Source organism: Pseudomonas sp. TUM25319 (genome assembly GCF_056388475.1).
Genome location: NZ_JBWJFH010000002.1, coordinates 118,860 through 144,769 on the forward strand (window position 1 = coordinate 118,860; position 25,910 = coordinate 144,769).

The window sequence follows — 25,910 nt, forward strand, 5'->3', positions numbered from 1 at the left end:
GGCTTGGTCCGCAGGCAAGGCTTTATGGAGCGGTTCTTTGCGCCCCATTCCGCCAGGCTCCCCAAGCAATCACCGCCGCGGAATAGAACAGGACGAGGCTGGTCCCCAGGAGGACAGAAACGGATGAGACCACGGCCAGCATATTTAGGTTGGTCAAGAGCTCCATGTGCCCAGCAATTCCGAGGACTGCAAGCCAAACCGCCCAGGCCAGAACCGCGATGGTCAGAACCCTGAGCACGATCAGCAGTCGGGTACCAGAGAGGCGATGTGTCAAATACACCCCGCACATGCTATTCAATGCAGCAACTAGGTATTCGATCCATCCTGCCGATAGATAGTGTGTGCCCCCATGCCCGCCTCTGATTGCAAGTAGCTGGCTCAGAATATAGAACGATGCGATGCAGATGATTGGCTTGACGTACTTCATGACAGAGAACTCTACTCACCCTGGACAGGGGATAGAGTCACCGATAAGGAAAGGGCTATGGCGTGAATCAGCCCCTAATTGAGGCTCGAAAGCAATCAAGAAACCAGTCAGGGATTGCCATTTACCCCATAGTTAGATTCAGAGGTATTCGGAGGCTCCCAATTAGCTGTTCTAGCCGAACGAGAGGTCAAAAGTGCTGATTTCTGGCGTTTGTACTGATTTTGGGGTAAGCCCATCATCCCGCTGATGGGATCCCGGTCTTTGCTCTTCCGACCCTCATCAAAGCCTGGGAGCTCAGTTTGCACACTCCCAGCATGTCGCGGTTGAAGATCGTGAACAAGCGCAGATCCCCACCGCGATGAGCTCATCAAGTACTGCCAGCGTCAGGTGCCAGAGCTCCAGCACCTAGGTCGACTTGCAGGCAGCCCCCAGCCAACGAAAGGGCTGCTCAAGCTTTAGCTACCACTCCACCACGGATAGAACCGAAAGATTCTTCTGTGGCGCTGGCAAACAAGGTCAAGCCTCTGTCCCGCTGAGTTGGCCGGGTTCCACGGTAGGTGATTTTAGCGACAGCTCAAGCGGCACCAGTTCGGCAATCGTAGCTTTAAGATTCTCCCGCACATAACCGATCGACTCTGCAGCAGCCCGCGGGTGGTTTTGAAGCCAGTAGCCAATCACCGATGAATCAGGCTGAGGATTGTCCCGACATTTAGACCCACGCAACAGGATTTCGACATCTCCCCGAAGGCTGTAAACATCGTACCCCTGCCTTTCAACGTCGATCCAGTAACTGGCACTAGCCACCTGAAACATCATTTCGAATACCCGCAGGACTACCGCAGCCAGAGGGTCTGGTGATGCCTTGAGGACGCTCATCAAAGGCCCCAAAGCGCGGAGGCGCTCAATACGAATACGGTTGCCCCAACTGATTGAACCGGTAGTGCGGCCTATCAATTTGGGCAAAGCCACCTGGTGAAAACCCTTTCCGTTGTAACCAAACCAATTCGTTATCTTCTCCCCGCAGGCCCTGCACAAGGTCGAACTCGCATAGTTCAAGTCGCTGGCACGACCTTGCTTGCCGCGGTAGTGGAACGTAAACACATCAGTGTGCCCGCACACCCGCCGAGTTGGTGCGCCGTGATGATTGACGGCCATAGTGTCACCCCTGGTTTCGAAATGTGGATCCAGTGTCACTCGAATCTCAAAAGTGCAAGGGGCTCCCTACGATCCTGCATACACCTGTAAGAGTGATCGAACCAAGCAATCGGTTGGTTGCCACGCGTTGTGTGCCCCTTCGCGGCAGGGCTTAACCGACTACCGGGCGACCGCCCTGCTGCAACATTGCGAAGGCGTGGAGAGCTGGAGGTCACCCCTTTCCGCCGCCTAGCTAGGCGTATCAACATTTGCGAGCGCCGAAAAAACAGAAGTACAAGCACTTAAATAGCGAAGCCCGCACAAGGCGGGCTTTTTCTGATGTCTAAACCATATACCTACATATGGGACACAGTAGCCCGAACAGTGGCTGGGACGCCCTCTTTCGTCTCAATCTTTATTGCGCGAACGTTGACAGGGCGGTCATTTACCGGACGGACGACAATCGTTACAGCCGCCGGTTGAGACCAAGCACCGGCGTTGTCCTGGGCGCGATAAGTCAGTGAGGTGCTACCGTTCCAGTCCTGCGCTGGATTGAACGTAAGCGTAGAACCAGAGATCGTTGCGGTGCCGTGCGAGGAGTTCGGAGCGGTCACGATCTGGAAGATTGTTGGCGTTGGCGAATCGATGTCGGTAGCTGTCAGGGCGACACTGCCCGGCGTGTCCTCGTCGATTGTCAGGGATTTTGGTTGGGCTACAGGCGGGTCGTTAACCGGGTTCACCACGATTGTAACCGTGGCCGGCGCTGACCATGCGCCAGCGCTGTCCTGGGCACGATAAGTCAGTGAGGTGCTACCGTTCCAGTCCTGCGCTGGATTGAAGGTAAGCGTTGAACCAGACAGCGTTGCGGTGCCGTGCGAGGAGTTCGGCGCGGTCACGATCTGGAAGATAGTTGGCGTTGGCGAATCGATGTCGGTAGCTGTCAGGGCGACACTGCCCGGCGTGTCCTCGTCGATTGTCAGGGATTTTGGTTGGGCTACAGGCGGGTCGTTAACCGGGTTCACCACGATTGTAACCGTGGCCGGCGCTGACCATGCGCCAGCGCTGTCCTGGGCACGATAAGTCAGTGAGGTGCTACCGTTCCAGTCCTGCGCTGGATTGAAGGTAAGCGTTGAACCAGACAGCGTTGCGGTGCCGTGCGAGGAGTTCGGCGCGGTCACGATCTGGAAGATAGTTGGCGTTGGCGAATCGATGTCGGTAGCTGTCAGGACGACACTGCCCGGCGTGTCCTCGTCGATTGTCAGGGATTTAGGTTGGGCTACAGGCGGGTCGTTAACCGGATTCACCACGATTGTAACCGTGGCCGGCGCTGACCATGCGCCAGCGCTGTCCTGGGCACGGTAAGTCAGTGTGGTGCTACCGTTCCAGTCCTGCGCTGGATTGAAGGTAAGCGTTGAACCAGACAGCGTTGCGGTACCGTGCGAAGAATTCGGGGCGGTCACGATCTGGAAGACAATTGGCGTTGGCGAATCTATGTCGGTAGCTGTCAGGACGACACTGCCCGGAGTGTCCTCGTCGATAACAAGGGTTTTCTCCTCAGCGACAGGTGGGTCATTGACCGGATTAACCACGATCGTAACCGTGGTTGGTGCAGACCAAGCGCCAGCACTATCCTGGGCACCATAGGTTAGTGAGGTCGTGCCGTTCCAGTCCTTCGCGGGGGTGAAAACCAGGGTCGAACCAGAGATGTAAGCTGTCCCATGCGCAGCATTAGGACCGGTGAAAATCTGGAAAACTGTGGGAGGTGGTGAGTCTATGTCGGTGGCCGACAGAACCACACTGCCCGTTGTGTCCTCGTCAACAATGAGGGTTTTACTTTCGGCCACAGGCGGGTCGTTGACCGGACTGACCACTATTGTGACCGTGGCAGGTGCAGACCAGGCACCAGAGCTATCTTGCGCTCGATAGGTGAGCGTCGTTGTCCCATACCAATTCGCCGATGGGGTAAACATCAGCGTAGTGCCGGATATATATGCAGTACCAAATTCCGGACTTGGAGCAGTGACAATTTCGAAGACTGTTGGTGGAGGTGAGTCAGAATCGGAAGCAGAAAGCGTAATGCTACCTGTAGTGTCCTCATTTAAACTCATGACGACATCTGTCACTAATGGAGGAGTATTAGCAACTATGCAATTTCGATTAAACGTTCCGTATTTGTAACCAGTCTGTTTTTCCAGATAGTAATTAATATCGTTTTCTGACTGACCAGCCTCCAACCGCTTAGCGACTTCAGCGCTTATTGCAGGACAATCCCATCTGCTATAATAATTTGTTCTGTAACTAAATGAAATTGACCCTGCATAGCCTGCGGGGCAAGCAGCTGCGCCAGTACATGTATACGAAGAGTCGACATTACTTCCTCCGTCCGCATAGACGTAACTCATGAGAGGCCAGATAAATGTCACCAGCAGGGTGTATCTACAGGCGCTAGCTACCCTTTTCATCAAATTCGGCATAGACAACCATCCATTTAGACAAAATTAGATCAGTCTATTGTTCCCGAATGGATTCGATGAAGGTGCTCAATTCAGCCCCTAACCAGGGACAGGATCGCGATTGTCAAAATCAGGTGAAACCTCATTCGCCATCCACGGACGAATTCGTAATCAAGAGCTGACTGTCATCCGGACACCTGGACCCGCCCATCGCCTGCCCCCCCCCAAAAAAAATGGCCGACACATGGTTGGTGTACAGGGGCAGACTGCTAGCGTAAACACGTGGATCACATCATCGAACGACACAATGCCTCGGCCAGAAAGGAAAAGCCCCGAATTCACGGGGCTTTGTGTACGCTTTGCAGATCAGAAGACGTCGATCGGGTAATCAACGAATACGCGCAGTTCGTTGCCGCTAATGTTGTATTCACTCGATTTCTGGGAGACGCGCAGGACTGAGCTCCGCACCTTGACGGACAGGTTTTTAGCCGGACCACTCTGAACGACGTATTTGAGCTGGTTGAAGATCTCACGCTCAGTGCCACCCTCGCTGGTGGAGGTCGTGATGTTGTCGCCACGCACATAAGCGAAGTTGTAGCTCAGACCCGGTACGCCAACCGCGGAGAAGTCAAAACCGTAGCCCAGTTGCCAGCTGCGCTCGTCTTCGGCATTGAAGTCCGACCAGTACGAGTTAGCCAGGTAGATAGTGTTACCGCCATCGCCAACCCGTCCCTGGTCGCGCTGGTAGCCGCCATAGGCATAGCCTAGGTTGCTGTCACCGGTGGAGCGCTGATGAGCGATCGTGAAGGTATGAGGACCGGTCGCGAACGTTGCTGCCAAGCTCCAGATCTTGTTGTCGTCGCCGGTCAAGCCATGTTCGCGGACGTACGAATCTTCCAGCTTGGTGCGGTAGCCGTTGAAGTCAAAGGCCAGCGATTGCTGGTCGTTCAGCGGCAATACATAGTTAGCCCCCACGTACTGCTTTTTGAGTACGTCTTCCACGTCCGAGGCGTACAACGAGGCCTTGAACTGATCGGTGAACTGGTAGCTGCCCCCGAGGACATTGATCGATTTCAGGCCGCCACTGTCACGACCTTCGGCGCTTTTACGGGACTCGGCCGTGAAGCGGCCACCGTTCAGCTCCAGTCCTTTGATCTCCTTTGAAGTGATCAGAGTGCCTGTGAAGCTTTCTGGGAGAAGACGGGCGTTATCGTGGCTCAACACCGGGAGGCTTGGCATCTGGTCGCCGTACTTCAATACGGTGTTAGACACTCGGAACTTAATCGCTGCCCCACCTTTAGAAAGGTCATCAGGCGCGTTGCCACTGTCGCCAGGCTTGAAGAAGTCAATGCCTTGAGCGCCGACACGGCCTTTACCACCATCGAGGCGGATGGCGTACAGGCCGAAGGCATCTACACCAACACCGACAGTACCCTGGGTAAAACCTGAGGAGAACGTACCGATGAAGCCCTGCCCCCACTCGGCCTTGTCGGAGGCATCCTTGTAATCGCGATTGATGTAAGCATTTCGCAGCAGCACATTCAGGCTGCTATCTTCAACGAAACCCTTGGACTCTGCTTGATCGTTAGCCAGAGCCTGTGTAGCCCCCATGATCCCCAGCACTAACAGGCTTACTCGCGACTTCAACATCTTGTTTTTTTCCTTAATACGTTTAGAGGCGCGCTGTGGTCGGCCCAGCGATCGAAGCGTTGCATCCGAAAATGAAAAAGCCCTGCTCCAGGAAGCGTGATGCTTTGCACTCAAGCTTCTCAACCAGAGACTTTGCTCAGGTTGATCTTGAAGCCCAAGTAAAGAAGGCGCGCCCTCTGCACAGGGGAGCACCGCTTTCCTTTGAGTGACAGCATTACGTCGAGGAGTAGGGCCTTTCGGAAGAAGTCGCCGCGTACAGCCACAGGCGTTGAATGGATCCTAAACCCAGGATGCTGTATGCGTCAATTTTGAGTCCTTTCGCTGCCACAAGGCTGGTAGCCTTGAGGCCGCAATGTCAGTTCGTGCGTAGTGCAGCCAACCCTCTTTCGTCTCTGACCGAGTATAAAAAAACCCCTGCATCCGTAAGGATGCAGGGGTTACTCTCGAAGCTGACTTGGACGTATTACTTGCTTACGAAACGCGCACCGTCATTGCGACTCTCGGCACGTTTTGGATTCGGGACAAGCTTACCCTCTTTCCAAAGGAAGTGAGGAGCTGGCGCCTTGGTGTTGTAGCCAAGGTCGTTCTTTGGGTTGCCGCTTCCGTTACCTTCAGCATTTGCTCCAGAGGCAACGACCAGGGTGATGATTGCGATAGCGAGCGATTTTTTGTTGAAAGCCATGGGTGTTGCTCCTTGGAAATTTGATCAAAATCTTGTCTAGTGAAGGGCGTCTTTGCCTTGGTCACGAAACTAATCTAACCCCCCTCCTCCTACATGCAACCCCCTAAAAATCACTTTTTTGAGATTTTTTTTGGACCCTTGATAACCCGAAAAGGAACACGACGGAGCGACTATTGGCATGGTCATAGCACCGATAGGTTGCAGCCATTGAAGCCCGAACGAACACAGCGCGACCTTATGACGATCTTTTGACTTCAATTGGTGGGCGGCCCCACGTTACGCTGGGACGTGGAGTGCACCTCAAAAGATTCTTCTTTGTTGATTAGGCTGCTAGAGACCTTCATCTCTGGCTGTTGGATCATAAGCCTAAGGAAACTCCGAACAAGTTGCCCATCAGCCGGAAATGGACGGCTTGGGGATGCCGAAAAGTCCGATTTTCAGCCGCAGGTCATTGGAAAACCAAGGCATAGCCTTGGTTTTCTGCCCTCACGGGCGCACCTCTCCCGTAGCCGGCAATAATTGCCGGCGCACCATCCACAGATTCGACAGGGCAAACAGCGTGGTCAGTTGCGCCGTGTTCTTGGCCAAGCCACGGAAGCGGGTTTTCACATAGCCGAATTGGCGCTTGATCACCCGGAATGGATGTTCGACCTTCGCTCGCGTCTGCGCTTTGACCTTCTCGATCTTGCGTCTGGCTTTGTAGAGCACGCTGCGTTTGCTCAAGTGCTTGTAGGTGCTACGACGAGCCGCAATCTGCCAGATCACCGGCCTTCCTTCATGCTCCGGCCGCTTCTCCGCGCCGGTATAGCCCGCGTCGGCACAGATAACATTTTCATCGCCATGCAACAGGTGGGCGACCTCCGTTACATCGGCCACATTCGCCGCTGTACCGTGGACGTGGTGCACCAGACCCGACTCAGCATCTGCACCGATATGCGCCTTCATGCCGAAGAAATACTGATTACCCTTCTTCGTTTGATGCATTTCAGGATCGCGCTTGCCATCCTTGTTCTTGGTCGAACTGGGGGCGTGGATGATGGTGGCGTCGACAATGGTGCCCTGACGCAACGACAGGCCCTTGTCTCGCAGGTAATTGTTGATGGTTTCCAGAATGCCCGCCGCCAGTTGGTGCTTCTCCAGCAGGTGCCGGAAATTCATGATCGTCGTGTCTTCGGGGATCGGAGCGCTGAGCGTCAGACGAGCAAACTGGCGCATCGAAGTAATCTCGTACAGCGCCTCTTCCATGGCTGGATCGCTCAACGAGAACCAGTTCTGCAGCAGGTGAATGCGCAGCATGGTTTCCAGTGGATACGGCTTGCGGCCACCGCCAGCCTTTGGATAGTGAGGCTCGAGCAACGCCACCAACCCACTCCACGGAACCACCTGCTCCATCTCGGCCAGGAAACGCTCGCGACGGGTTTGCTTACGCTTACCGGCGTACTCGAAATCGGAAAAGCTCATCTGACTCATGGAATGGCGGGCTTGTAGAGGGCAGTTGGACGGAGGGCTATTTCAGCACAGGTCAAATGACCTGTGCTGACTTGATCGGAGAATCCCTAAGGCTGTCAACCCTCACAAAGCGTTTCATCTACCCCATCAAACGAGCCTGGACTTATGCATCAAGCCCTGCCGAGCATCAACTGAGTTACTGTGTACTTCAATCCGACCTGGGGCGACCAGAGGGGGATGGTATCTAAACTCTCCGGATATGGGTGGGGGTTGCCATTCTTCTTGTGTATCCTTCGCTGATGGGCATAATGAGCGGCTGCACACGTCACGCTTGTGTTTGTTATTGCAAGGAAATCAAATGCAAAACCGTCGCTACGCCATATCTATCCAAGGCCATATATTTTCAGTAGAAGAGCAGAAACGATTTTCATATTCCAGCCTGTTCGGCGCAGGCAGCAATTCAATTCATACGCTAGAAGCCGATTGTCTATGCAACGCCGGCAAGCACAGCGGCCACAGTAGCAACCCTAAAGTCATTATAAATCGGCGAAATGATCGGGATGGCTTCACTATTTTCCGGTCACCTAACACAGGCGAAGCGCACAGTATTTTTTGCATATTCAACTCTATTCCAAGGAATTACTCCGGTCTAAGGGCGTACGAGCCCACAGTTGTCGAAGAAACAGAAGATGGAAATGTAAAAATCATCCTGAAGAAAAAACTGTTCGCTCACATTGATAATTTCTACGCGACCAAAACCAGCAGCGATAAGCTAGTTTGCCTTTCACTGAAGGCCGTATTAGATCTCATCTGGACCGAGTCAAGGTTGAACCGCTGGTTCCCTGGCCCCAAATGTGACAGACGCCTTGGATTGGTTTGTGCGGATATCTCAAAAGCCGCCTCGAGGATCTACTCCCAGGAGACGCCGCTGAGTCGTAACCTTCTTCTTCATGCACCCATAGGTTCAAACTTAGAGACTGCAAATGCTGAGATCGTTAAAACTGCAGTGGCTAGTAATAGCATGCTGCTAGTCGTAGCGCCGCTTAAACCAGCACACCTCGTTCGAACAGGGCGCACTCCGAAACTCCCAATTGTTGGAAACTTTGGTTTACAATCCATATTCCTACCTGAACATGTATGGAATAAAACATTGTTCAAATTCCCTACTGAAATTGATCTTTGGGAGAAAGGCCTCAATGTTATAGCGTTAGCACAGGTCGCACCTCAAAAGGAAGGCGAATTTTATTTTGCAAAAGCACGCGAAGTTGTACTAATGGCTGTGAGCAATGCATGGACACCCGTTAATTCGCTCGACGAAATTGAACAAGAAGCCGAACTTCGAAATGAATCCAAAAGCTTTATAAAACCGCTAAAATATGACTGCACAACAGCCCAGGACTTACCAGCTTTCATCATCGCATCAGACAATGATTATCGGATTATCATGCAAACTGATGTGAGCTTAAACTAAATCACCTCAGATTAAGAAATCGCTCAACTTCTAAAACCGTACCGGCAGACCTCGACACAAGCGTCAAAAAACAAAATCAAACGGCCACAAAAAGTAAAAACCGCCAGGCCCCTTCCGAAATTCACCACCTGAGGACTTACCAAAGTCTGTCAGGTAATGCATGGTATCACGAAGTTCGAGGTACCCCCCAGCAACAAGCCGATCCATGAGCCCCTTAGTCTTGATGCCCATTTTTGCAGCCAACTTTGCAGTGGTGAGCTTGGCCATAGCGCTTGAACCGCCGTCAGCCTCATCAGTCGATGTCTGTGCTACCTGCGCAGCAGCCCCCGCGACTTCTACCTGGACGACCATTTCCATTGCAATACGCACCTCATCGCTTATACGGACAATCCGCTGAGCCTCGTCGTACGCATCGCGGTAGCACTCCGAGTCTGTCTCACGTGACAACATGATACCCATTTCATTGTTATTGACCTGGCTGAACTCGTAGAGGTTAAGGCTAGTGATGATAGCCACTTCTTCATTGATGTAGCACTTAGCATGTAGATTCTTACAGAAGCTCGTTCGCACGAAGGTCATACCCTTGAGCCAGTTAATTTCCTGAGGGTTGAGCTCGCTTTTCCCGTAGACGATACGCACGTCAATTTTCATCCGGTTTTTGTCTTCCAGGAGCTCGCGGATGCGATCATTGATTTTCAGAAAAGGGCTAATAAGGATAAGCCGTTCTTTGGCGCTCTTGATCAGCTCCTCCAAGTAGTAATTGGTAGCGCTGGTATTAAGAAACTTGGGCATATATTTTCCGGTAGGTCAGTCGAGGCCGCGCAGAGGCTGGCCAAAATCATCGCGCCGCACGGGCAATTACTCTTTATCCATTTATCCCGAGCCTCAGAGCACGCTCTTTCTCTGCATACATTGCTATCCAGCCAGGGTCATCTTCCGGTGCTGGCAGACCAACAATCATCTTGCTCAGCCCAATGGAACCGACAGCCACGATCGGGATCAGTAAGAACATCAGCCACTTTCCATGAGGGTAATGATCGTAGCCATGGATACGGATTCCTAGGACACTTCAGCCCAGATCAACTTTGGCATCCGCCGGGATCTTGTATGGCTTTTCACAGTCTTCACATGTGTATGCACCACCACGTGGATCGTTCACAAACCCCATTTGAGCCGCACCGCAATGCGGGCAATCAACGTGATTAACATAGGCCACAATCACAATTTCGACATCCATGGCGGCCTCCGCGATATCAGTATTGTTGGTCATCAAGATATTCCTTCGATTGGGGACTTCGATTCGGTGCCCTCTACTGCCGCTGCCCAGAACTGGGCTTGGGCGCTCCTGGGCGTTACCTGTAATTAGAAGATCTTGCTAGCAACACTCTTTGCTCGGTCGGGATCGGCCAGCTCTTTCCAGTTTTTGAGAGTGACGACAAAGTGTGGCTTACGGCGCTCAATACCCTTGAACGCCATCAACCCACTTCGGTTGAGGATGTTGTCTAGAGCTTGCATGTCGTGCTTTAAACGGAGAAAAGCAGTCGTTGCCTGGACATTGGAAGAACCGATTCGGTCTATGACTTCGGGGGACGCTTGAATCACTGCCGAGAATGGAATTCGATTAGCGCGCCCGTTGTGGCTGGTGGTCGCATAGGCTTCCACGTCGTGGAAGGCGATGCCATGGCCCTTGTCGCGATAGACGTGACCAAGCCAATGATCGCGCGCCTCCATCAGGTCAGCGAGCGCCTGCTCACTCCCAATTCCGGGTTGAGGCCAATAAACCCCATAGCACACAAAAAATTTTCCTTTCTCCTCGAATGGTTGTTCCTCGAACGAGTCTTTGTAGACTTCCAGCGTCTGCAGTTCGTTAGCGTCAACCAGCCTTTCGACCTGATCGCCGACTTCGTTGTGAACTCTGATAATTGCGTATTGCATCGTGATTTCCGTGATCAGTCTTCTAGGTCGGTGGCGCCAGCTTTAGCCACACACATCTGCTTGACGATTGGCCTCGCTGAAGCGCCAAGACGACAATAATCACAGCTCGCCACCCGGGAAGGGCCGCAATCCGCCCCTGGCAGCAGGCGCAACCTGCCGATACTCCCCAAGTGACCTCCTTGCTCGCAAGAGCGCAGGTCATCACCGGGGGCTCTACGGCTCCTAGTTGCTAGTGGGTCGTTGAACCGCCTCAAGAGCTAGCCACTTGCACTTGTTGAGCTCCATGGACAATCAGATCCGAATTAGCGATGAGTCCGGAGTTAATTATGGAGTTCAAGCAGCACCAGCCACACCGTGTTGAAGCCGAAGACAGTGGCGCACTTCAACCTAAGCAGTCCTTTTCGCCCCGCGACCCTAACCAGGTTTTCAGGCGCTTGCCTTTTACCCGACAACCCAGGCTTGGCCGATACAACGCAACGCTGGAAGAGTGGAAGCAGGCCTACCGACACGCGCGAATGCGGCGCCAGCAGGAACCGGACTCGTCAACCAGCGGCATTATCTGGAAAGCTCAGCTCATCATTACCTATGAGCGCAGCGCCTACTTGGACCCACTGCAAGCCCCCCTGCGGGAGCGGCTGGCCGCAAAAAAATTAGTTGCTGAAATCGTTGGCGAGTAGATACCCAACCTTTGCCGACGGCAAAATGCCTTAGAAAAAGAATCTTCTGACATGTTGGGTCCAACTGGAGTCGCCCGTGCACGGGACGCGGTACCGAAGTGGATTCCCAATTGAGCGCAAATGCCCCTCCCACGGTCGTGCGCATGTGAGAACGTTCCATCATTCCTCAAGCAGAGACAGAGCTATGCCCATCCGCAATTGCGTGATACATCACATCGACAAGAAACCCGATGGCAGCCCCGCCGTGCTGCACGCCCGCGACTCTGAACTCAGAGAGTCCACGGCCATCGAAAACCTGCTGGCCGACCTCAACGACAGCTACAACGCCAAACAGGGCAAGGTCTGGGGCCTGTTCCACGCCGAGTCCGGCGCCCACCCGCTTAGCGGCTGGCTGAAGAAGTACCTGGACGGCGGCAACAGCTTTATAGACTTCAGTCGGGTGGCCGTGGAACACCTGTGCGGACTGATGGAGGAGTCGAACCTGTCGGTGGGCGGCCACGTGCTGTTCGCCCACTACCAGCAAGGCATGACCGACTACCTGGCCATCGCCCTGCTGCACCACAGCGAAGGTGTCGCGGTGAACGCCGAACTGGATGTCACCCCCTCGCGTCACCTCGACCTCAGCCAGTTGCACCTGGCCGCACGGATCAACATCTCCGAATGGCGCAACAACCAGAACTCGAAGCAGTACATCTCCTTCATCAAGGGCAAGAACGGCAAGAAGGTCTCGGACTATTTCCGAGACTTCATAGGCTGCCAGGAAGGGGTCGACGGCCCGGGCGAAACCCGAACCCTGCTCAAGGCCTTCAGCGACTTTGTCGAGAGCGAGGACCTGCCCGAGGAAGCGGCCCGCGAGAAGACCCAGACCCTGGTCGACTACGCCACCAGCCAGACCCGCGCCGGCGAGCCGGTGACCCTCGAGGAGCTCTCCGGCCTGATCGACGAAGACCGGCCGAAAGCCTTCTACGACCATATCCGTAACAAGGACTACGGGCTGTCGCCGGAAATACCCGCGGACAAGCGCACCCTCAATCAATTCCGGCGCTTCACCGGCCGTGCCGAAGGCCTGTCGATCAGTTTCGAAGCGCACCTGCTCGGCTCGAAGATCGACTACGACGAGGAAGCCGGCACGCTGATCATCAAGGGCCTGCCCACCCAACTGACCGATCAACTCAAAAGGAAGTAGCCTCCAGCCGCTGTCCGAACATCTCACCGCGACTGCCGGCCACATTCATCACTTCATAGCTCACTGCAGGTGGCCTGCAGTGAGCTCTTTAACTTGCTGAGCTGTCTCAGCTTGTCCGCCTTCCAACGCCCCAGGTAATTGAACACCTACCCGCCCCAGGTATCCCCGGGCTACTGACCCTGCCCCCCAAATCACACCTTGCGGTGATCGGTCGATCGGCCTGCCATCTACATCACTTCCCAATTCGCCCCTTGATACCCTCCGGATTCAGGGTTGCAGTTCTGGCAACCTCTGTATTCTCAACACCATGAAAGGCAGAATGCCGACACGATAAAACAACCTAGGAATGAGTCCCATGTCTGAACACGTTGACATCCTCGACCAAACTGCCATTCCAGCCAGCGAGTTCTCGCTAGATTTTGTCTTCGGATCGATCAAAGGCGCGCTCGAACGGGACATGGGTGCAAAATCCCGCGACCTCTGGATGCCGTCGGTAACTGAAATCGACAAAATCCAGGTCATGGACGGATTAAACGTCCGGGTGAATGATGCCGGCCTTCAGGCTCACATTCGTCAGATCGCCGACAGCATGAAGGTAAACGGCTTCAAGAGTTCGAAGCCTCTCGAAGTCTTCATTGTTGAGGATGGTGGGAAATCCCTCTGCTATCTCGCCGATGGCCACTGCCGTTTGGCTGCACTTCGCATCGCGCTTGCTGAAGGCGCCAAGATCCTCAACATCCCGGTAGTAACCTTGCCCACCAAGGGCATTGGCCTGGAAGACATCATCGCCGGTCTCTACACAAGCAACACCGGCAAGACCCTCACCACCTTTGAGACAGCTTTGGTCTGTAAGCGCCTTGCTGGCTTCGGTTGGAGCGAATCTCAGATCGGCGGGAAACTGGGGTTTGGACCTGAGTACATTGCCCAGCTTCTGGAGGTTGTCAGCGCACCGGTCACCATCGTTACCATGATCCAGAACGGCGAATGCTCCGTTGGACTGGCGCTCGACATGCTGCGCAAGCATCGTAGTGGAGCTGTAGAAGTGCTCAAGAAGGGCTTGGAGAGCGCCCAACGCGCCGGCAAGAAGAGCGTCACCAAAAGCTTCATCGCGGGCGCCAGCCTTGAGAAGGTCGTTAAGAAGCAGGCTAAGCCACTCTATGACGCGGCAAAAAAAATCACCGAAGACCCGGGGTTCAAAGGCCTAAGCCAAGAAAACCGCGATCTCATGGTCAAGCTGCTAGCAGAGATCAGCGACAAGGAGAAAAAAGCCGATGATAAGGCCAAGGCGCTGGAGGCGAAAACCGCTGGCAAGGATGCTGATTCGCAAGGGGCCGGGACGTAACCGTCTGGTTCCCCTCCACGTCTATCAACGTCGCCCCTTCGGGGGCGGTTGTACTCCAGGATCCCCCATCACTCCCCCCCTCCTCCGCCCACTCAAAGCGTTCACTCGTACCTTGCACACGGTCACCAGCCCGGCCTAGCCCGAACCCCGTGAAAGCTCGACGTTCCGAACTCCTCGCCCCATCATGGCAGTACGGCTCTGCAACAAGCTCAGGGCTCAGACTTTAGAACACACCAACTCCTGACGCTGCTGCCCTTGAGAAGGACCGTGCCTCAACCCAAGAGCCAGCCGGCGGTCCCGCGGATTGCGCAGATGGGTATCCGGCACGGGGCGTAAGTGACTCAGTTGAGGCCCAGCAAAGCCTGTGCCCTACTCGTCGTCATCGAAGTTGTAGCTGCCCGGCGCCAGGTTCTCGAAGCGGGTGTACTTGCCGATGAAGGCCAGGCGGATGAAGCCGATCGGACCGTTCCGCTGCTTGCCGATGATGATCTCGGCGATGCCCTTGTGCTCGGTCTCCGGGTGATACACCTCGTCGCGGTAGACAAACATGATCACGTCGGCGTCCTGCTCGATCGCTCCGGATTCCCGCAAGTCGGAGTTCACCGGGCGCTTGTTGGGTCGCTGTTCGAGGGAGCGGTTGAGCTGCGACAGGGCGATGACCGGGCAGTTGAATTCCTTGGCCAGGGCCTTTAGGGAACGGGAGATCTCGGAAATCTCGTTGGTCCGGTTGTCGCCGCCGGAGCCCGGGATCTGCATCAGCTGCAGATAGTCGATCATGATCAAGGCGATGTCGCCATGCTCACGCACCAGGCGACGCGTGCGGGCGCGCATCTCCGACGGGCTGATTCCGGCGGTATCGTCGATGAACAGCTTCCGGTCGTTGAGCAGGTTCACCGCCGAGGTCAAACGTGGCCAATCGTCGTCGTCTAATTTGCCCGAGCGCACCTTGGTTTGATCGATACGACCCAGGGACGAGAGCATACGCATGATCAGCGATTCGCCTGGCATCTCCAAGGAGTACACCAGCACCGCCTTGTCGCTGCGCAGCACGGCATTCTCCACCAGGTTCATGGCGAAAGTGGTCTTACCCATGGACGGACGGCCGGCAACGATGATCAGGTCGGCCGGCTGCAGGCCGCTGGTCTTCTCGTCGAGGTCGGTGTAGCCGGTGGACAGGCCGGTGATCTCGCTGTCGGAGTTAAACAACGTGTCGATGCGGTCGATTGCCTTGGTAAGCAGGTCGTTGACGCTTACCGGACCGCCGGTCTTGGGCCGCGCCTCGGCGATCTGGAAGATCTGTCGTTCGGCTTCGTCCAGCAGCTCTTCGGCATTGCGCCCTTGCGGGTCGAACGCGCTGTCGGCGATGTCATTACTGATGCTGATCAGTTGGCGGAGTGTTGCGCGCTCGCGGACGATCTTCGCGTAGGCCTTAATGTTGGCCACCGAAGGGGTGTTCTTCGCCAATTCAGCAAGGTAACCGAGCCCACCCATTTGTGCGGCCAGACCTTCCTTGTCCAGCTGCTCGTACAGGGTAACCACATCGAACGGGATGTTCTGGTCGACCAGCTTGTGGATAGCGCGGAAGATAAGGCGGTGGTCATGCCGGTAGAAGTCGCCGTCGGAGACTTGATCGAGGACTCGCTCCCAGGCGTTGTTGTCCAACATCAAGCCACCCAGCACGGCCTGCTCGGCCTCGACGGAATGCGGCGGTACCTTCAGGGCAGCGGTTTGCAGGTCATATTGTTCTGGAGATGTATGCTCGTTCATAGGCTTCGAATCTTCACCAGACGATGAGGGGGAGCTATGACAACCCGTTACAGACAACGGATCGATCAAAGCAAGTGAGGTAAGGATGCGTCGCAGGGCGATAGGCGCCTGGACTGGGATTAAACAGTGATCAAGCTCGTGCTGTAACACAGACCGACAGCTCTCTGGGTTAACAGCTTGCTCGGCTTGGAAGCGCATCGGGCCGGATACAGTGTGGAGTGCAGGAACTCCCGCCAGTTGGGCCTAGTGGCTGATTCAATCAGTACCATTGGAATGGTCCCTCACACCCTGGCTGCCGGCCAGATCGGGGCGCATTGCGCCTTACTGAGTTCGAGTCGCTATTCTTTCATGGTTCTCGAGTTCGCAAACTCAAACTCCACCGGTGCAGCAGAACGTCAGCGATAGGTATGAGCAGCGTTCCGGATTACTTCAGCCGCGGTTTACGGCGTGGCTTCTTAACCAGGTCTGCCATGGCCACATCTGGCACGTGAATGCGGCCGACACGCGGCGACACTGGTAATGGTTTGCGCCCCATCTCAAGCTCGGTGAACTGATGACTGCCGGCCCTAAGATTCTCGAATCGACTCAGATTCCCGACAAAGGCGAGCCGGCAAAAACCGAGCGGGCCCTCGCGCTGCTTGCCGATGATAATTTCTGCAGTGCCCTTGAACTTCGACTCGGGGTGATACACCTCGTCGCGGTAGACGAACATGATCACGTCCGCATCCTGTTCAATTGCGCCGGACTCCCGCAGATCTGAATTCAATGGCCGCTTATCCGGGCGGGCTTCCAAGCTCCTGTTCAGTTGGGAGAGAGCCACTACTGGGCAGTCAAATTCCTTGGCAAGGGCCTTAAGTGAGCGGGAGATCTCTGAAATCTCGTTGGTCCTGTTTTTGCCGCTAGCACCAGGTATCCTCATCAACTGCAGGTAGTCCACCATTATCAGGCCGATGGGCCCATGGGCCTTGAGGATCCGCCGTGTTTCGGCACGCATGGCCGAAGGGCTCATCCCAGCTGTGTCATCAATAAAAAATCGGTTTGGCTGATTCAGAAGTTCTGCCGCCTTAACCAACTTGCCCCAGTCCTGGTCCTCGAGCTTTCCAGTGCTAACCCTGGTCAGGTCGATACCACCAATCGACGCAAGCATCCGGTTCACCAAGGTGTTTGCGGGCATCTCCAGCGAGTACACCAGCACAACCTTTTCCGAGGTGCGCACAGCGTTTTCGACCAGGTTCATGGCAAAGGTGGTCTTGCCCATTGAAGGCCGGCCAGCGACGATCACAAGGTCAGCAGGCTGAAGAGAGTCGACGATTTTATCCAGGTCATCGAACCCTGATCGCAGTCCAGGCACATTGCCCTTTGCTCGGGCCTCGATCTTGTCCCGAGACTTGGCCAGAAGCTCACTAAGGCCGACCGGACCGCCCTCTTTTGGCCGATCCCCTCCCACCAGAAGAATCTTTCGCTCCGCCTCTTCAATAAGGTCAGCTGCGGATGCCCCTTCAGGATTTAGGGCGTGATCCTGGATGTCGATGCAGGTTGTGATGATTTCGCGCCGTTTAGCGTGCTCGCGGATCGCCCCCGCCGCCGCTTTGGCATTAATCGTGGACCAGCTGTTTTTCGCGAGCTCAAGGATGTATTCAAGGTCATCAAACGCGCCATCTAAACCTTCCTGGATCAGCTGATCTTTGACAGTGAGCACGTCAAAAGGACGGTCACTATCAGCCAATTGAGCGATAGCTCTGAAGATATGCCGGTGCTCTGAGAAGAAAAAATCACTCTCTGACACCAGGCTGGACAGGTCCGTCCACCCGGAGTTATCGCGTAGAAGGCCACCCAAAATGGCTTGTTCAGCTTCCAGGGAGCACGGGGGTTCCCGCCTTACTTCTGGCTGCGTTTCGTCCGGCACGGTAGTGAGATGATTGTTCAAAGGTACCTGCACTCGTCGCGAGGCAGATCATCTGACCTCGAATTCCCTTCCCAGGCGGTCAGTTTGTCACTGGGAAAACAACACTGCCCAATGCCCGCCGCCGAAAGTCACGCAGATTTTGCCACAGTTCGGGCAACTGCAAGCGCTCCCATCCTCACAACCAAACTGCCATTCAGGGACCAATTGCCGCCCCTTTCCTAGGGTGCTGAGGCATCTTCATCGTCAGCTTTTTCCCATACTTTCGAGGTGCGTATGACCCAGCCGATTGAAGTGCTCGAACAACTGGTTCGCGAGATGATCCGCGAGCAACGGAGCAAGCGGCGTTACAAATACGTCATGTGGCTGGGCGCACTGGCCCTGGTTACGACAACCATCGTGGTTGAACACCTCAACACCGATGATGGGGGCCCCTCTGGAATCACCGCGCGGGTCGATGTTAATGGCCCGATTGCTGAGGGCGAGGCCGCAAACGCCGAAGCTCTGAAAAAAAGCATTGCCCAGGCATTCGAGGACACACGTACCAAAGCCGTTGTGCTGAAAATCAACAGCCCAGGCGGCAGCCCAGTACAGGCCGGCTACGTTTACGACGAAATCAAGCGCCAGCGGGTTCTGCACGCCGGCACCAAGGTCTATGCCGTCATTACAGACCTGGGAGCCTCGGGCGCCTACTACATCGCCAGTGCAGCTGATGAAATCTATGCAGACAAGGCCAGCCTGGTCGGCTCGATCGGCGTCACGGCCGCAAGCTTCGGCTACGTTGGGGTCATGGAAAAGCTGGGGGTTGAGCGCCGCGCATACACCTCTGGAGAACACAAAGCATTCCTGGACCCCTTCCAGCCCCGCAATGCCGATGAGACTGTATTCTGGGCAGGCGTACTCAAAACAACCCACGACCAGTTCATTGGGGCTGTCAAAGCGGGACGCGGCGACCGCCTGAAAACTGAAGGTCACCCTGAGTTGTTCTCGGGGCTGATCTGGTCTGGGGAACAAGCCTTGCAGCTCGGCCTGATCGATCGGTTGGGAGATATCGACTACGTGGCCCGCGAGGTTGTGGGCGCCAGCAAGGTCGTGGACTTCTCGACAAAGGACAATCCCTTCGATCGCTTTGCCAAGCGAATTGGCTCATCCGCTGCGCAGCAACTTTCTCTGACCCTGGGGTTCGGCGGGCAATCACTGCGCTAGCCGGCAGGGTTTCATTACCTGGTGCACCAAACACCTCACCAACCGTTGGGGTGTTATCTCACCCTGGGCCAACGGCACCAGCGCCTGCAGGATTGCACGCACCACTCGCAAGCGGCCGGTGGCCAGTCACGCAAGAAAGAGATTCGCGACCTTGGTTGGGTCGTTCTCAAGTGGGCTGGCAAAGTCAGGCCGCTCGTCATCAGCATGGAAAATGTGAAGCAGATGCAGCTGTGGTCCCCCCTGGTTGCGAAGCGTTGCTCGAAGACCGGTCGGGTGGTCAAACTCGACGGGACCATTGCCGAACCCGGAGAGCGCGTACCGCGGCATGAGCAGTTCCTGGTACCGGACAAGGGCAAGATCACCGGGAACGCCTTGCATCGCCGCAAGCAACGTCGAAAATACAAACGTCATGGCAGTCCAGTATCCCGAACCTGGAACCACTTTATCGCGAGCCTGCGCAGCTTGGGGTATGTCGTCGAATGGCGTGTTTCGCGGGCTTGCGACGATGGTGCACCAACCATCCGCGAACGTCTTTTCCTGATGGCGCGTTGCGATGGCCATCCGATTGCTTGGCCTGAACCGTCACACGCCGCCGTGCCGAAAAAGGGGCAACTTCCCTTCCGAACGGCCGCTGAATGCATTGACTGGAGTGATCTCGGACAAAGTATTTGGGCGCGTTCCCGCAAACTGGTGAAAACCACCAACATGCGTATCGCGGCGGGCATTGAAAGGTTTGTCCTCAACGGACGGCCATTCATAGTACCGGTCACCCACCAAGGCAGCGTGCGTATTCACAGCATCGACGAGCCGCTGCGCACTGTCACAGCTGCCAACCGAGGGGAGTTGATGCTGGGCACGCCATTGGTGACACCGTTCATCACCGAGCATGCCAATGCGACGCACCAACGCAACATGGCGGCCAACAGTCCATTGCGTACGATATGCGCTCAGGTGAAAGGCGGGCACTTCTCGTTGGTCGCCCCGATCGTCGTCCAGGCTAACGGCGGTAAGAACACAACCCCGGCACGCAGCGCTCTGACCCCATTCAGCACGATCACTAGCGCCGGCAGCCAGCAACAACTCGCCACTGCCTCGTTGATGAAGGTCGCATCAGAACTGGGCCTGCACAACAACGAGGAGCAATTGGCCTGCGCCCTACGGGTAGCAGATTTCATGCTGGAGCACGGTAGCGCACATAGCCAAGGCCGAGTGCTCACTATTGCCGAGAAACTGGAATTGGTCACCGTCGTGCTGGAAGGCGCCAAGTTCCTGATAGTCGATATCTGCCTGCGCATGCTGAAACCGCGAGAGCTCTACCGCGCACAAGGCTTCCCGGAGACGTACAACATTGACGAAGGGCCTAACGGGAAACCACTCACCATCTCCGAACAAACTCACATGGTTGGCAACTCTGTCAGCCCGCTGCAGATGGCCCGCCTGGCGGCAGCGAATGACCCATGGAAAGCAAGACTGCGCCAAGCCCTGGCTGGCTAACACGTGTGGGCCACCGCACATGTCGTGAGCCTGTTTACAGGCAAGACAGTGGGAGTTGTGGGCAGAAAAAAGCCCCCGTCTCGTAGCGAGCTGGGGGCTTTGGTTTAACGAAAATCTCTTATCCGAAGGCGGTGGACCTACAGCCCCTGGTTCGCACGGGCCAAATCGGCGGCGGTCGGCATTTTTGGCGCAGGTTTGATCTCTGCCGGCTTCACACGACCCAGGTGATACTCCGCATACTGGCTGCTGCCATCCTGAATTACACAGACCGCCAGGATTCGCCACCCCTCGTCCAGCAGCCGCTGGGCCTGCGTCTGCCCGTTAACTTGCTGCAACTCCGTCACATCTTCAATCGCCATCGGTACTGCTCCGTGCATGGATGAGGGCTTAGTGTAATCAGCGGCGCAGGACGGAGTCGAGACTGGCGGGGTGGGGTTCAGGATTCGGAGTGGACCCAGTCGCTGGGCTCGCCCAACTGCTCCTGTACCTCCAACTGCACCTGAAGCGCCAGAGCGCAGCCTGCGTCGTCCAGCGCCTGTTCCAGGCGCCCGCGGTCAGGGTCGCCATACTCAGTAACGAACCGTAGAGCTCGCCCCTCGGACCAGAACGAAGTCGCCACGGTGTTCCTGATTGCATGCACGTTACTTCGTCGACGTCGATTCCCGGTGAGAGTTCTTGTCATGCACCCAGCGGTAGCGGTTTGGATCTTTTTCCAGCAAAAAAACTTTCATAGCTGCGCGCCTAGCCCTGCCCAGCCGAAGGAAGATGTCACGTAGTTCGTAGTCGATGCCCTGTTTCTTGGCACCCCGCTGCTCAGCCTTGGCGTACCAGTCATGCCCTTCCCCAAAGTTACCTAGCTCCATGCACACAGCGCCTAACAGGGTACAAGGACGGAAGTTGCGCGGCTGTAACTCGTGCCCTAGCTTACCGAGCTGAAGAGCTTCGTCATGCCGCCCCTGGTCGCGCATGGCGCCGCCGCGGGTGGTACACATAGCTGAGTGGATCTTGGGGTGCTTGAGTTGAGTGACAGGCACACTGGCAAGTAGTTCAAGTGCTGACTCTGGTTGATTGCACTTTCGAAAGTGAGCACTGGCGTTTATTGCTTTCCACGGGTCTTGGGTGCGGCGGTACCCTTTGCTGCAGAATTCGGCCTCAAGCAGGTGGTAGGCTTTCCGCAACTCCTCAGTCAAACACTGTTGGGCCTTGAGCCAAAATAAATCGTCATTGGAGAGTCGATTTCCAGAATCAATGGCCTGAAGAATGGCCATTATTCGTGGTAACAAAGACTGATCGAGGTCGGGAATCCCATATTTTTTAAACAGGATGTAGGCGGGATCGTTTTCGCGGGAAACTCGGGCGATTTCCGCTGCCATAAGCTGGAGTCTTTGTACTTCGGCCAGTTTAAGGCGATCTGCATCGGCGATTTTCCGTGCTACCTCGCCTGAAATATAAATCTCATAGGTGGTTTGGCCAATTGCCAATTCATAGAGCCGGGTGAGTCCCTTTATCCGAAGGTAGTTGAGATAGGCCTCTGCTAGCGGACGCCCTTGATAGAGTGCATTCAGGATATTGCTCAGCGGCGAGGTAGATGCGCTGGGGAGGTGGTTCAAGTGGTAGTGCCGAGCAATGTCGTTGGGCGTCGGAGCGATGTAATCGGGGTTTCTCATGCGAGCCTTGTATCTTGCTTCAGCAGCATCACGATTATGCTTGCCCTGCACCGCCCACTCGGCTTCACGCTTTTTGCGTGCTGTTTCAGCAGCCTCGCGGCCACGGTTGTACTGCGCCACCTGCTCATTTTTTCGAACATCGTGAGCAATACGGGCAGCCTCTTCTGTTTCCGCCTTGCGCTGGGACTCCAAAGACCGCTTTTTTTCTAGGGCCAAGCGTTCTGCTTCCTTGGCGTGGTGTTCTACTTTTGCAGCCTGTTCGCGGGCGAGTAAAGCTGGATCTAAAGCTGATATATAGCTCTCATACGTTATCTGGCCGGAAGCCAGTTGATGGAGCTCGGTAAGGTTCTGCTGCTGTAAGTACCTCAGCGATAGCGCTGTGAGCGGGCGCCCCCGAAACATTTTTTCGAGGATATTGCTCAGTCGAGTGGCAGGAATCGTCGCACCGATAATGCGGCTCACGCAGAAGTGAGATGCGATGTCAAAGAGTGTTGGGCGATTCAAGTCCACTCCAGAGAGTCCGTTCTATTCGTCGGTTTGAGGAATGTCGCCAACGCGAACCCATTCGGAGGCATTCAAAACTCCGCATTTAGACCAAATCGTACCGTCATCACAAAGGGCAACTAGCTCGGTTTCTTGCAAGGGCTCGGAGCCCTTTTCTTCGAGTACTGCTATGCGCAGCGCCTGGATTTGAATTACTTTTCGCATGTCGATTTCCCTTATGGCTGGCCGAGATCAGCGGTCGGCGGCTTGATCGTGTGTGCATAGCTTCCCCAAGCCAGGTCATGCTTATCACGCGCCTTACGGGCTTTGTGCTTAGTGCCGTATGCACCGACGACGGCACCGGTGAAGCGGTTGACTACCTGGTATTTGGCCATCTTGGTTTTCCTACCCGGGTGTCTTGGCCAGGGCTTGGAGTACAGCGAGCGTGATGCAAGATCAGTTTACGTCGAATGAAAACCCTTCTGCCTCAGTCACTGGCGCTCCGTCAGAACAATTTCGGTACGGCATACAAGAACGCCGCGGCTGACATGAAGAGGCCGGCAACCCGCAGCAAAGTGTTGATCTGCGCCGTCCTACTCATCTGCCTGAACCTCGGGCCGTGGGTCACGTCTCTGGTCGAGAAGTACCAGCCGGCGGTCAACGGCGGATAGAGCGCGAGAGCGATGACGATGGCCTGGGCCAAGCTAGTTTTGACTGCGAATCCAACAACGATGGCGACGCTAAGCACAACTGCCCTGATGTAGTTGTGCCGTATCAGTTTTCGGAAGCCTTCCAGATTATCATCCTGTTTGCTATCCGTTTTGCTGGGCTTATAGAGGTTAGCCAACAGCAATTTGGTTGTAAGGACAGCGTCATCTCGCGCCAGCACCGCACAAAAAGCCTCGATCAGCAAGGCCTCATCAATTCCGCCCTGGCCGGCATTGAAGCGAATGCCGTTCGCACCTGTGCTCAAAATGATGTTCCGACATAGATCTAGCGCCTGGGCCGGCGTAGCGAGCATCTCGGTGAGCGCCACCTCGCCGTCAACCACAACGCCGGCTCTTTTCATGCCAGCTACAACTTTATCGGCATCGCTTTTCCCTTTGATCGTCAAACAGGCCTCCAGAATTACTCGTCATCAAACGGATAGTGCTCAAGGTTGGCCAGACTCCCCACCGCGAAAGGCCGCACAGGGTGGGCTTGTGGGGGCATCGGCTTTACCTAGTCTTAGAGAATCAGTCTTTCCATTCAATAGCCAGGACGGCGGTCAGCGCTGGCTTGCTCTATATCGTGCTCAGCCATGCCAGAGAACAGATAGACCACTGGGGCCCGCGCTGAGCCTGGTGCGCGAATGGTGAAGTCGCTTGCAAAGCCCATGACACGAAGCTCATCGCGTAGCCAAACCACTGCGCGCACAACAGGGTCAATTGGGTCAGTAACCAGGTCGGCTGAGTCCTTTTGAACCTTCTGCTGCCGTTTAACAGCGTCAACCCGCGTCTTGCGTACGACCTCAAGCAGTTGGAATACCTCGGCGTCAGGGTTGGGCTCGTGGGCTGACGCTGCATCGAGCAGCGATTGCAGGTCCTGCAACTGCTCCAGCGTGACAGGTAAGTAGTAGCGGTTTTTTGGGGGTGTCATGGCTGATGTCCCAGTACGGATTAGCGAGGTGCGTAACCGGCACGCCCCAGGGCATCCTGAAGCTTACCGACCGCATCACGCATCACATGAGTCTCGGTGTCGTCCACCGCGCAGCTCCGCATATCGCTCCAGGTAAGGCGCTTCACTAACTGGGCCAGGGCCAAGGCTTCCTCATGACTTAACTGGGCGTCGGCCTGCTGGCCGGCATTGTCGACAGTGAAAGTGACAACATGGGCTTGGCTTGGCTCGTTCATGATCGTAAGTCCTTCGATGCGGCGGACGCCGATTCGGTGCCCTCTACCGAGTGTTTCCCTAAATGATGATGCTGTAGGCAACAGGCGCTCTCCCCTGCCCCATTCTGACGGGGAGAGCTCACTCCTCCCCCCCGGAGATCGAGACGACTTCGATGTACTTGAATTTCTTTCGCGCCGCGCGCTTGGCGTCCAGTTCCGCCTGCAGGCGGCTCAGGGTGTCTGCTTCATAGACAAACGAGTAGGTTCGGCCTTCGTACTCGTTGCTGACCTGCAGCGTGACTTTCAGCTTCGGCGCGAATGGCTTCGCCGCCTTGCGTCCCTCCCGCGGTCCGCCACCAGGGCCGGCGGCAACCTGGGTGACACCGGTCGGCTGTGTGGCTTCCGTCGAGCCGAACAGGGCACGGCGCATGTCTGCTTCGGTGAGCACTTCAGAATCATGGGGCGGCGGCGGTGTGCGGGCACTCATGGGGTTATCCGGTGGTGTGGGGTTATCGATGTTGCGCAGGATCTGCACGGGATTATAGAGGGATCGCACCTGCGCCTGCGCGGTGCATCGCGAGTGGCCAACGGTGACTTGGAGCGGCACGTCCTGGATCAACCGAACCAGCGGTGGCCGATCGCCGGCAATGGCCGCTCAGGACCAACACTCACCTCAGCCTATTGCACGCCCCGCCGGCCTTCCTTGTAGCGGTGCCAAGCGTCGGCCACCACTCCCGTGTTTCCAGCTTCGGCCATCCAATGCCGGCGATCGGCTTCGGTCAGGGCGTTCCACCAGGTCATGCCGGCATTCTCATCAACCGTGCGCGCCCGGCCAATGTCCTCGCCTTGTGGTGGGTTCGGAGCCGGTGCAACACCGAGGGCAGCCAGCCGCGCATCCCGGCGCCCGGTGGCGATACTGTTCAGGTTTCTGGCATGGTCGACTGACAGTTGCCCTTCATCGAGCAGGCCGTCGATATAGCCACAGGCGTAAGCCGTTCGGGTGCGCGCTTCCAAGGCATCCACCGCCGCGGTGATCAATTCCAGGGCCGTAGTGATGCGCATCTGGCGCTGCGCGTTGGTCCTGATCGGTTCCATGAAAAATACTCCAAGATT

At 55.7% G+C, this 25,910-nt stretch carries 28 protein-coding genes; 6 read left to right on the forward strand and 22 right to left on the reverse strand.

Annotation, left to right across the window (positions count from 1 at the left end):
• Positions 1 to 22 precede the first annotated feature (22 nt).
• From AC05QJ_RS31960 to AC05QJ_RS31985, 6 genes are all read right to left on the reverse strand, one after another.
• Positions 23 to 427: a hypothetical protein gene (locus AC05QJ_RS31960; protein WP_476748260.1), complete on the reverse strand. Its 405-nt coding sequence runs from the start codon at positions 425 to 427 to the stop codon at positions 23 to 25.
• A gap of 516 nt (positions 428 to 943) precedes the next feature.
• The gene (locus tag AC05QJ_RS31965; protein ID WP_476748261.1) at positions 944 to 1,582 is read right to left on the reverse strand and encodes a hypothetical protein; all 639 of its coding nucleotides are present in this window, start codon (positions 1,580 to 1,582) and stop codon (positions 944 to 946) included.
• A 335-nt stretch (positions 1,583 to 1,917) separates the two neighbouring features.
• The gene (locus tag AC05QJ_RS31970; RefSeq protein ID WP_476748262.1) at positions 1,918 to 4,035 is read right to left on the reverse strand and encodes a tandem-95 repeat protein; all 2,118 of its coding nucleotides are present in this window, start codon (positions 4,033 to 4,035) and stop codon (positions 1,918 to 1,920) included.
• Between the two features lie 345 nt (positions 4,036 to 4,380).
• Positions 4,381 to 5,664, reverse strand: coding sequence for an OprD family porin (locus AC05QJ_RS31975; protein ID WP_476748263.1), 1,284 nt, complete (start codon positions 5,662 to 5,664; stop codon positions 4,381 to 4,383).
• Between the two features lie 463 nt (positions 5,665 to 6,127).
• The gene (locus AC05QJ_RS31980; RefSeq protein ID WP_476748264.1) at positions 6,128 to 6,346 is read right to left on the reverse strand and encodes a hypothetical protein; all 219 of its coding nucleotides are present in this window, start codon (positions 6,344 to 6,346) and stop codon (positions 6,128 to 6,130) included.
• 486 nt (positions 6,347 to 6,832) lie between these two features.
• Positions 6,833 to 7,816 carry an IS5 family transposase gene (locus AC05QJ_RS31985; protein ID WP_476746388.1) on the reverse strand — a complete coding sequence of 328 codons (984 nt, stop codon included), beginning with the start codon at positions 7,814 to 7,816 and terminating at the stop codon, positions 6,833 to 6,835.
• A 337-nt stretch (positions 7,817 to 8,153) separates the two neighbouring features.
• On the opposite strand from AC05QJ_RS31985, the gene AC05QJ_RS31990 reads away from it, so the two are divergent.
• Entirely contained in the window at positions 8,154 to 9,266 is a 1,113-nt protein-coding gene (locus AC05QJ_RS31990; protein ID WP_476748265.1) for a DUF1173 family protein, read from the forward strand.
• Between the two features lie 63 nt (positions 9,267 to 9,329).
• Here AC05QJ_RS31990 and AC05QJ_RS31995 read toward each other — a convergent pair whose 3' ends face one another.
• The 4 genes from AC05QJ_RS31995 to AC05QJ_RS32010 form a co-directional block, all read right to left on the reverse strand.
• Positions 9,330 to 10,058, reverse strand: a complete 729-nt coding sequence (locus AC05QJ_RS31995; RefSeq protein WP_476748054.1) for a phospholipase D family protein — start codon at positions 10,056 to 10,058, stop codon at positions 9,330 to 9,332.
• A 73-nt stretch (positions 10,059 to 10,131) separates the two neighbouring features.
• Entirely contained in the window at positions 10,132 to 10,278 is a 147-nt protein-coding gene (locus AC05QJ_RS32000; RefSeq protein ID WP_476748055.1) for a hypothetical protein, read from the reverse strand.
• Positions 10,279 to 10,335: 57 nt separating this feature from the next.
• Entirely contained in the window at positions 10,336 to 10,536 is a 201-nt protein-coding gene (locus AC05QJ_RS32005) for a hypothetical protein (protein ID WP_476748056.1), read from the reverse strand.
• 92 nt (positions 10,537 to 10,628) lie between these two features.
• A complete protein-coding gene (locus tag AC05QJ_RS32010) occupies positions 10,629 to 11,201 on the reverse strand; it encodes a hypothetical protein (protein WP_476748057.1) in 573 nt (190 codons plus the stop codon).
• Positions 11,202 to 11,527: 326 nt separating this feature from the next.
• On the opposite strand from AC05QJ_RS32010, the gene AC05QJ_RS32015 reads away from it, so the two are divergent.
• The 3 genes from AC05QJ_RS32015 (at position 11,528) to AC05QJ_RS32025 (ending at position 14,406) form a co-directional block, all read left to right on the forward strand.
• A complete protein-coding gene (locus AC05QJ_RS32015) occupies positions 11,528 to 11,878 on the forward strand; it encodes a hypothetical protein (RefSeq protein ID WP_476748058.1) in 351 nt (116 codons plus the stop codon).
• A gap of 184 nt (positions 11,879 to 12,062) precedes the next feature.
• Entirely contained in the window at positions 12,063 to 13,064 is a 1,002-nt protein-coding gene (gene yejK / locus AC05QJ_RS32020) for a nucleoid-associated protein YejK (RefSeq protein ID WP_476748059.1), read from the forward strand.
• Positions 13,065 to 13,419: 355 nt separating this feature from the next.
• Entirely contained in the window at positions 13,420 to 14,406 is a 987-nt protein-coding gene (locus AC05QJ_RS32025) for a ParB/RepB/Spo0J family partition protein (RefSeq protein WP_476748060.1), read from the forward strand.
• Positions 14,407 to 14,775: 369 nt separating this feature from the next.
• Here AC05QJ_RS32025 and dnaB (AC05QJ_RS32030) read toward each other — a convergent pair whose 3' ends face one another.
• On the reverse strand, positions 14,776 to 16,173 hold the full coding sequence (dnaB, locus tag AC05QJ_RS32030; RefSeq protein ID WP_476748061.1) for a replicative DNA helicase: 1,398 nt from the start codon (positions 16,171 to 16,173) through the stop codon (positions 14,776 to 14,778).
• A gap of 424 nt (positions 16,174 to 16,597) precedes the next feature.
• On the reverse strand, positions 16,598 to 18,100 hold the full coding sequence (gene dnaB / locus AC05QJ_RS32035) for a replicative DNA helicase (protein WP_476748062.1): 1,503 nt from the start codon (positions 18,098 to 18,100) through the stop codon (positions 16,598 to 16,600).
• 252 nt (positions 18,101 to 18,352) lie between these two features.
• Here dnaB (AC05QJ_RS32035) and AC05QJ_RS32040 point away from each other — a divergent pair, with 252 nt between their 5' ends.
• Together AC05QJ_RS32040 and AC05QJ_RS32045 are read left to right on the forward strand one after the other, a co-directional pair.
• Positions 18,353 to 19,282: a S49 family peptidase gene (locus AC05QJ_RS32040; RefSeq protein WP_476748063.1), complete on the forward strand. Its 930-nt coding sequence runs from the start codon at positions 18,353 to 18,355 to the stop codon at positions 19,280 to 19,282.
• A 204-nt stretch (positions 19,283 to 19,486) separates the two neighbouring features.
• A complete protein-coding gene (locus AC05QJ_RS32045; protein WP_476748064.1) occupies positions 19,487 to 20,776 on the forward strand; it encodes a DNA cytosine methyltransferase in 1,290 nt (429 codons plus the stop codon).
• Between the two features lie 137 nt (positions 20,777 to 20,913).
• Here AC05QJ_RS32045 and AC05QJ_RS32050 read toward each other — a convergent pair whose 3' ends face one another.
• The 10 genes from AC05QJ_RS32050 to AC05QJ_RS32095 form a co-directional block, all read right to left on the reverse strand.
• Positions 20,914 to 21,135 carry a hypothetical protein gene (locus AC05QJ_RS32050; protein WP_476748065.1) on the reverse strand — a complete coding sequence of 74 codons (222 nt, stop codon included), beginning with the start codon at positions 21,133 to 21,135 and terminating at the stop codon, positions 20,914 to 20,916.
• 77 nt (positions 21,136 to 21,212) lie between these two features.
• A complete protein-coding gene (locus AC05QJ_RS32055; RefSeq protein ID WP_476748066.1) occupies positions 21,213 to 21,395 on the reverse strand; it encodes a hypothetical protein in 183 nt (60 codons plus the stop codon).
• Between the two features lie 22 nt (positions 21,396 to 21,417).
• Positions 21,418 to 22,947: a hypothetical protein gene (locus AC05QJ_RS32060; protein ID WP_476748067.1), complete on the reverse strand. Its 1,530-nt coding sequence runs from the start codon at positions 22,945 to 22,947 to the stop codon at positions 21,418 to 21,420.
• A 21-nt stretch (positions 22,948 to 22,968) separates the two neighbouring features.
• Complete coding sequence (locus AC05QJ_RS32065) at positions 22,969 to 23,151, reverse strand: hypothetical protein (protein WP_476748068.1); 183 nt, start codon at positions 23,149 to 23,151, stop codon at positions 22,969 to 22,971.
• An 11-nt stretch (positions 23,152 to 23,162) separates the two neighbouring features.
• Positions 23,163 to 23,321 (reverse strand): hypothetical protein, encoded by a 159-nt coding sequence (locus AC05QJ_RS32070; RefSeq protein ID WP_476748069.1) that lies wholly within the window; start codon positions 23,319 to 23,321, stop codon positions 23,163 to 23,165.
• A gap of 110 nt (positions 23,322 to 23,431) precedes the next feature.
• Positions 23,432 to 24,040 carry a hypothetical protein gene (locus tag AC05QJ_RS32075; RefSeq protein WP_476748070.1) on the reverse strand — a complete coding sequence of 203 codons (609 nt, stop codon included), beginning with the start codon at positions 24,038 to 24,040 and terminating at the stop codon, positions 23,432 to 23,434.
• Positions 24,041 to 24,174: 134 nt separating this feature from the next.
• Positions 24,175 to 24,564, reverse strand: coding sequence for a hypothetical protein (locus tag AC05QJ_RS32080; RefSeq protein WP_476748071.1), 390 nt, complete (start codon positions 24,562 to 24,564; stop codon positions 24,175 to 24,177).
• A 20-nt stretch (positions 24,565 to 24,584) separates the two neighbouring features.
• Positions 24,585 to 24,818, reverse strand: a complete 234-nt coding sequence (locus AC05QJ_RS32085) for a DUF7706 family protein (protein WP_476748072.1) — start codon at positions 24,816 to 24,818, stop codon at positions 24,585 to 24,587.
• Between the two features lie 118 nt (positions 24,819 to 24,936).
• Entirely contained in the window at positions 24,937 to 25,284 is a 348-nt protein-coding gene (locus AC05QJ_RS32090; RefSeq protein WP_476748073.1) for a hypothetical protein, read from the reverse strand.
• A 191-nt stretch (positions 25,285 to 25,475) separates the two neighbouring features.
• On the reverse strand, positions 25,476 to 25,892 hold the full coding sequence (locus AC05QJ_RS32095; RefSeq protein WP_476748074.1) for a hypothetical protein: 417 nt from the start codon (positions 25,890 to 25,892) through the stop codon (positions 25,476 to 25,478).
• Positions 25,893 to 25,910 lie beyond the last annotated feature (18 nt).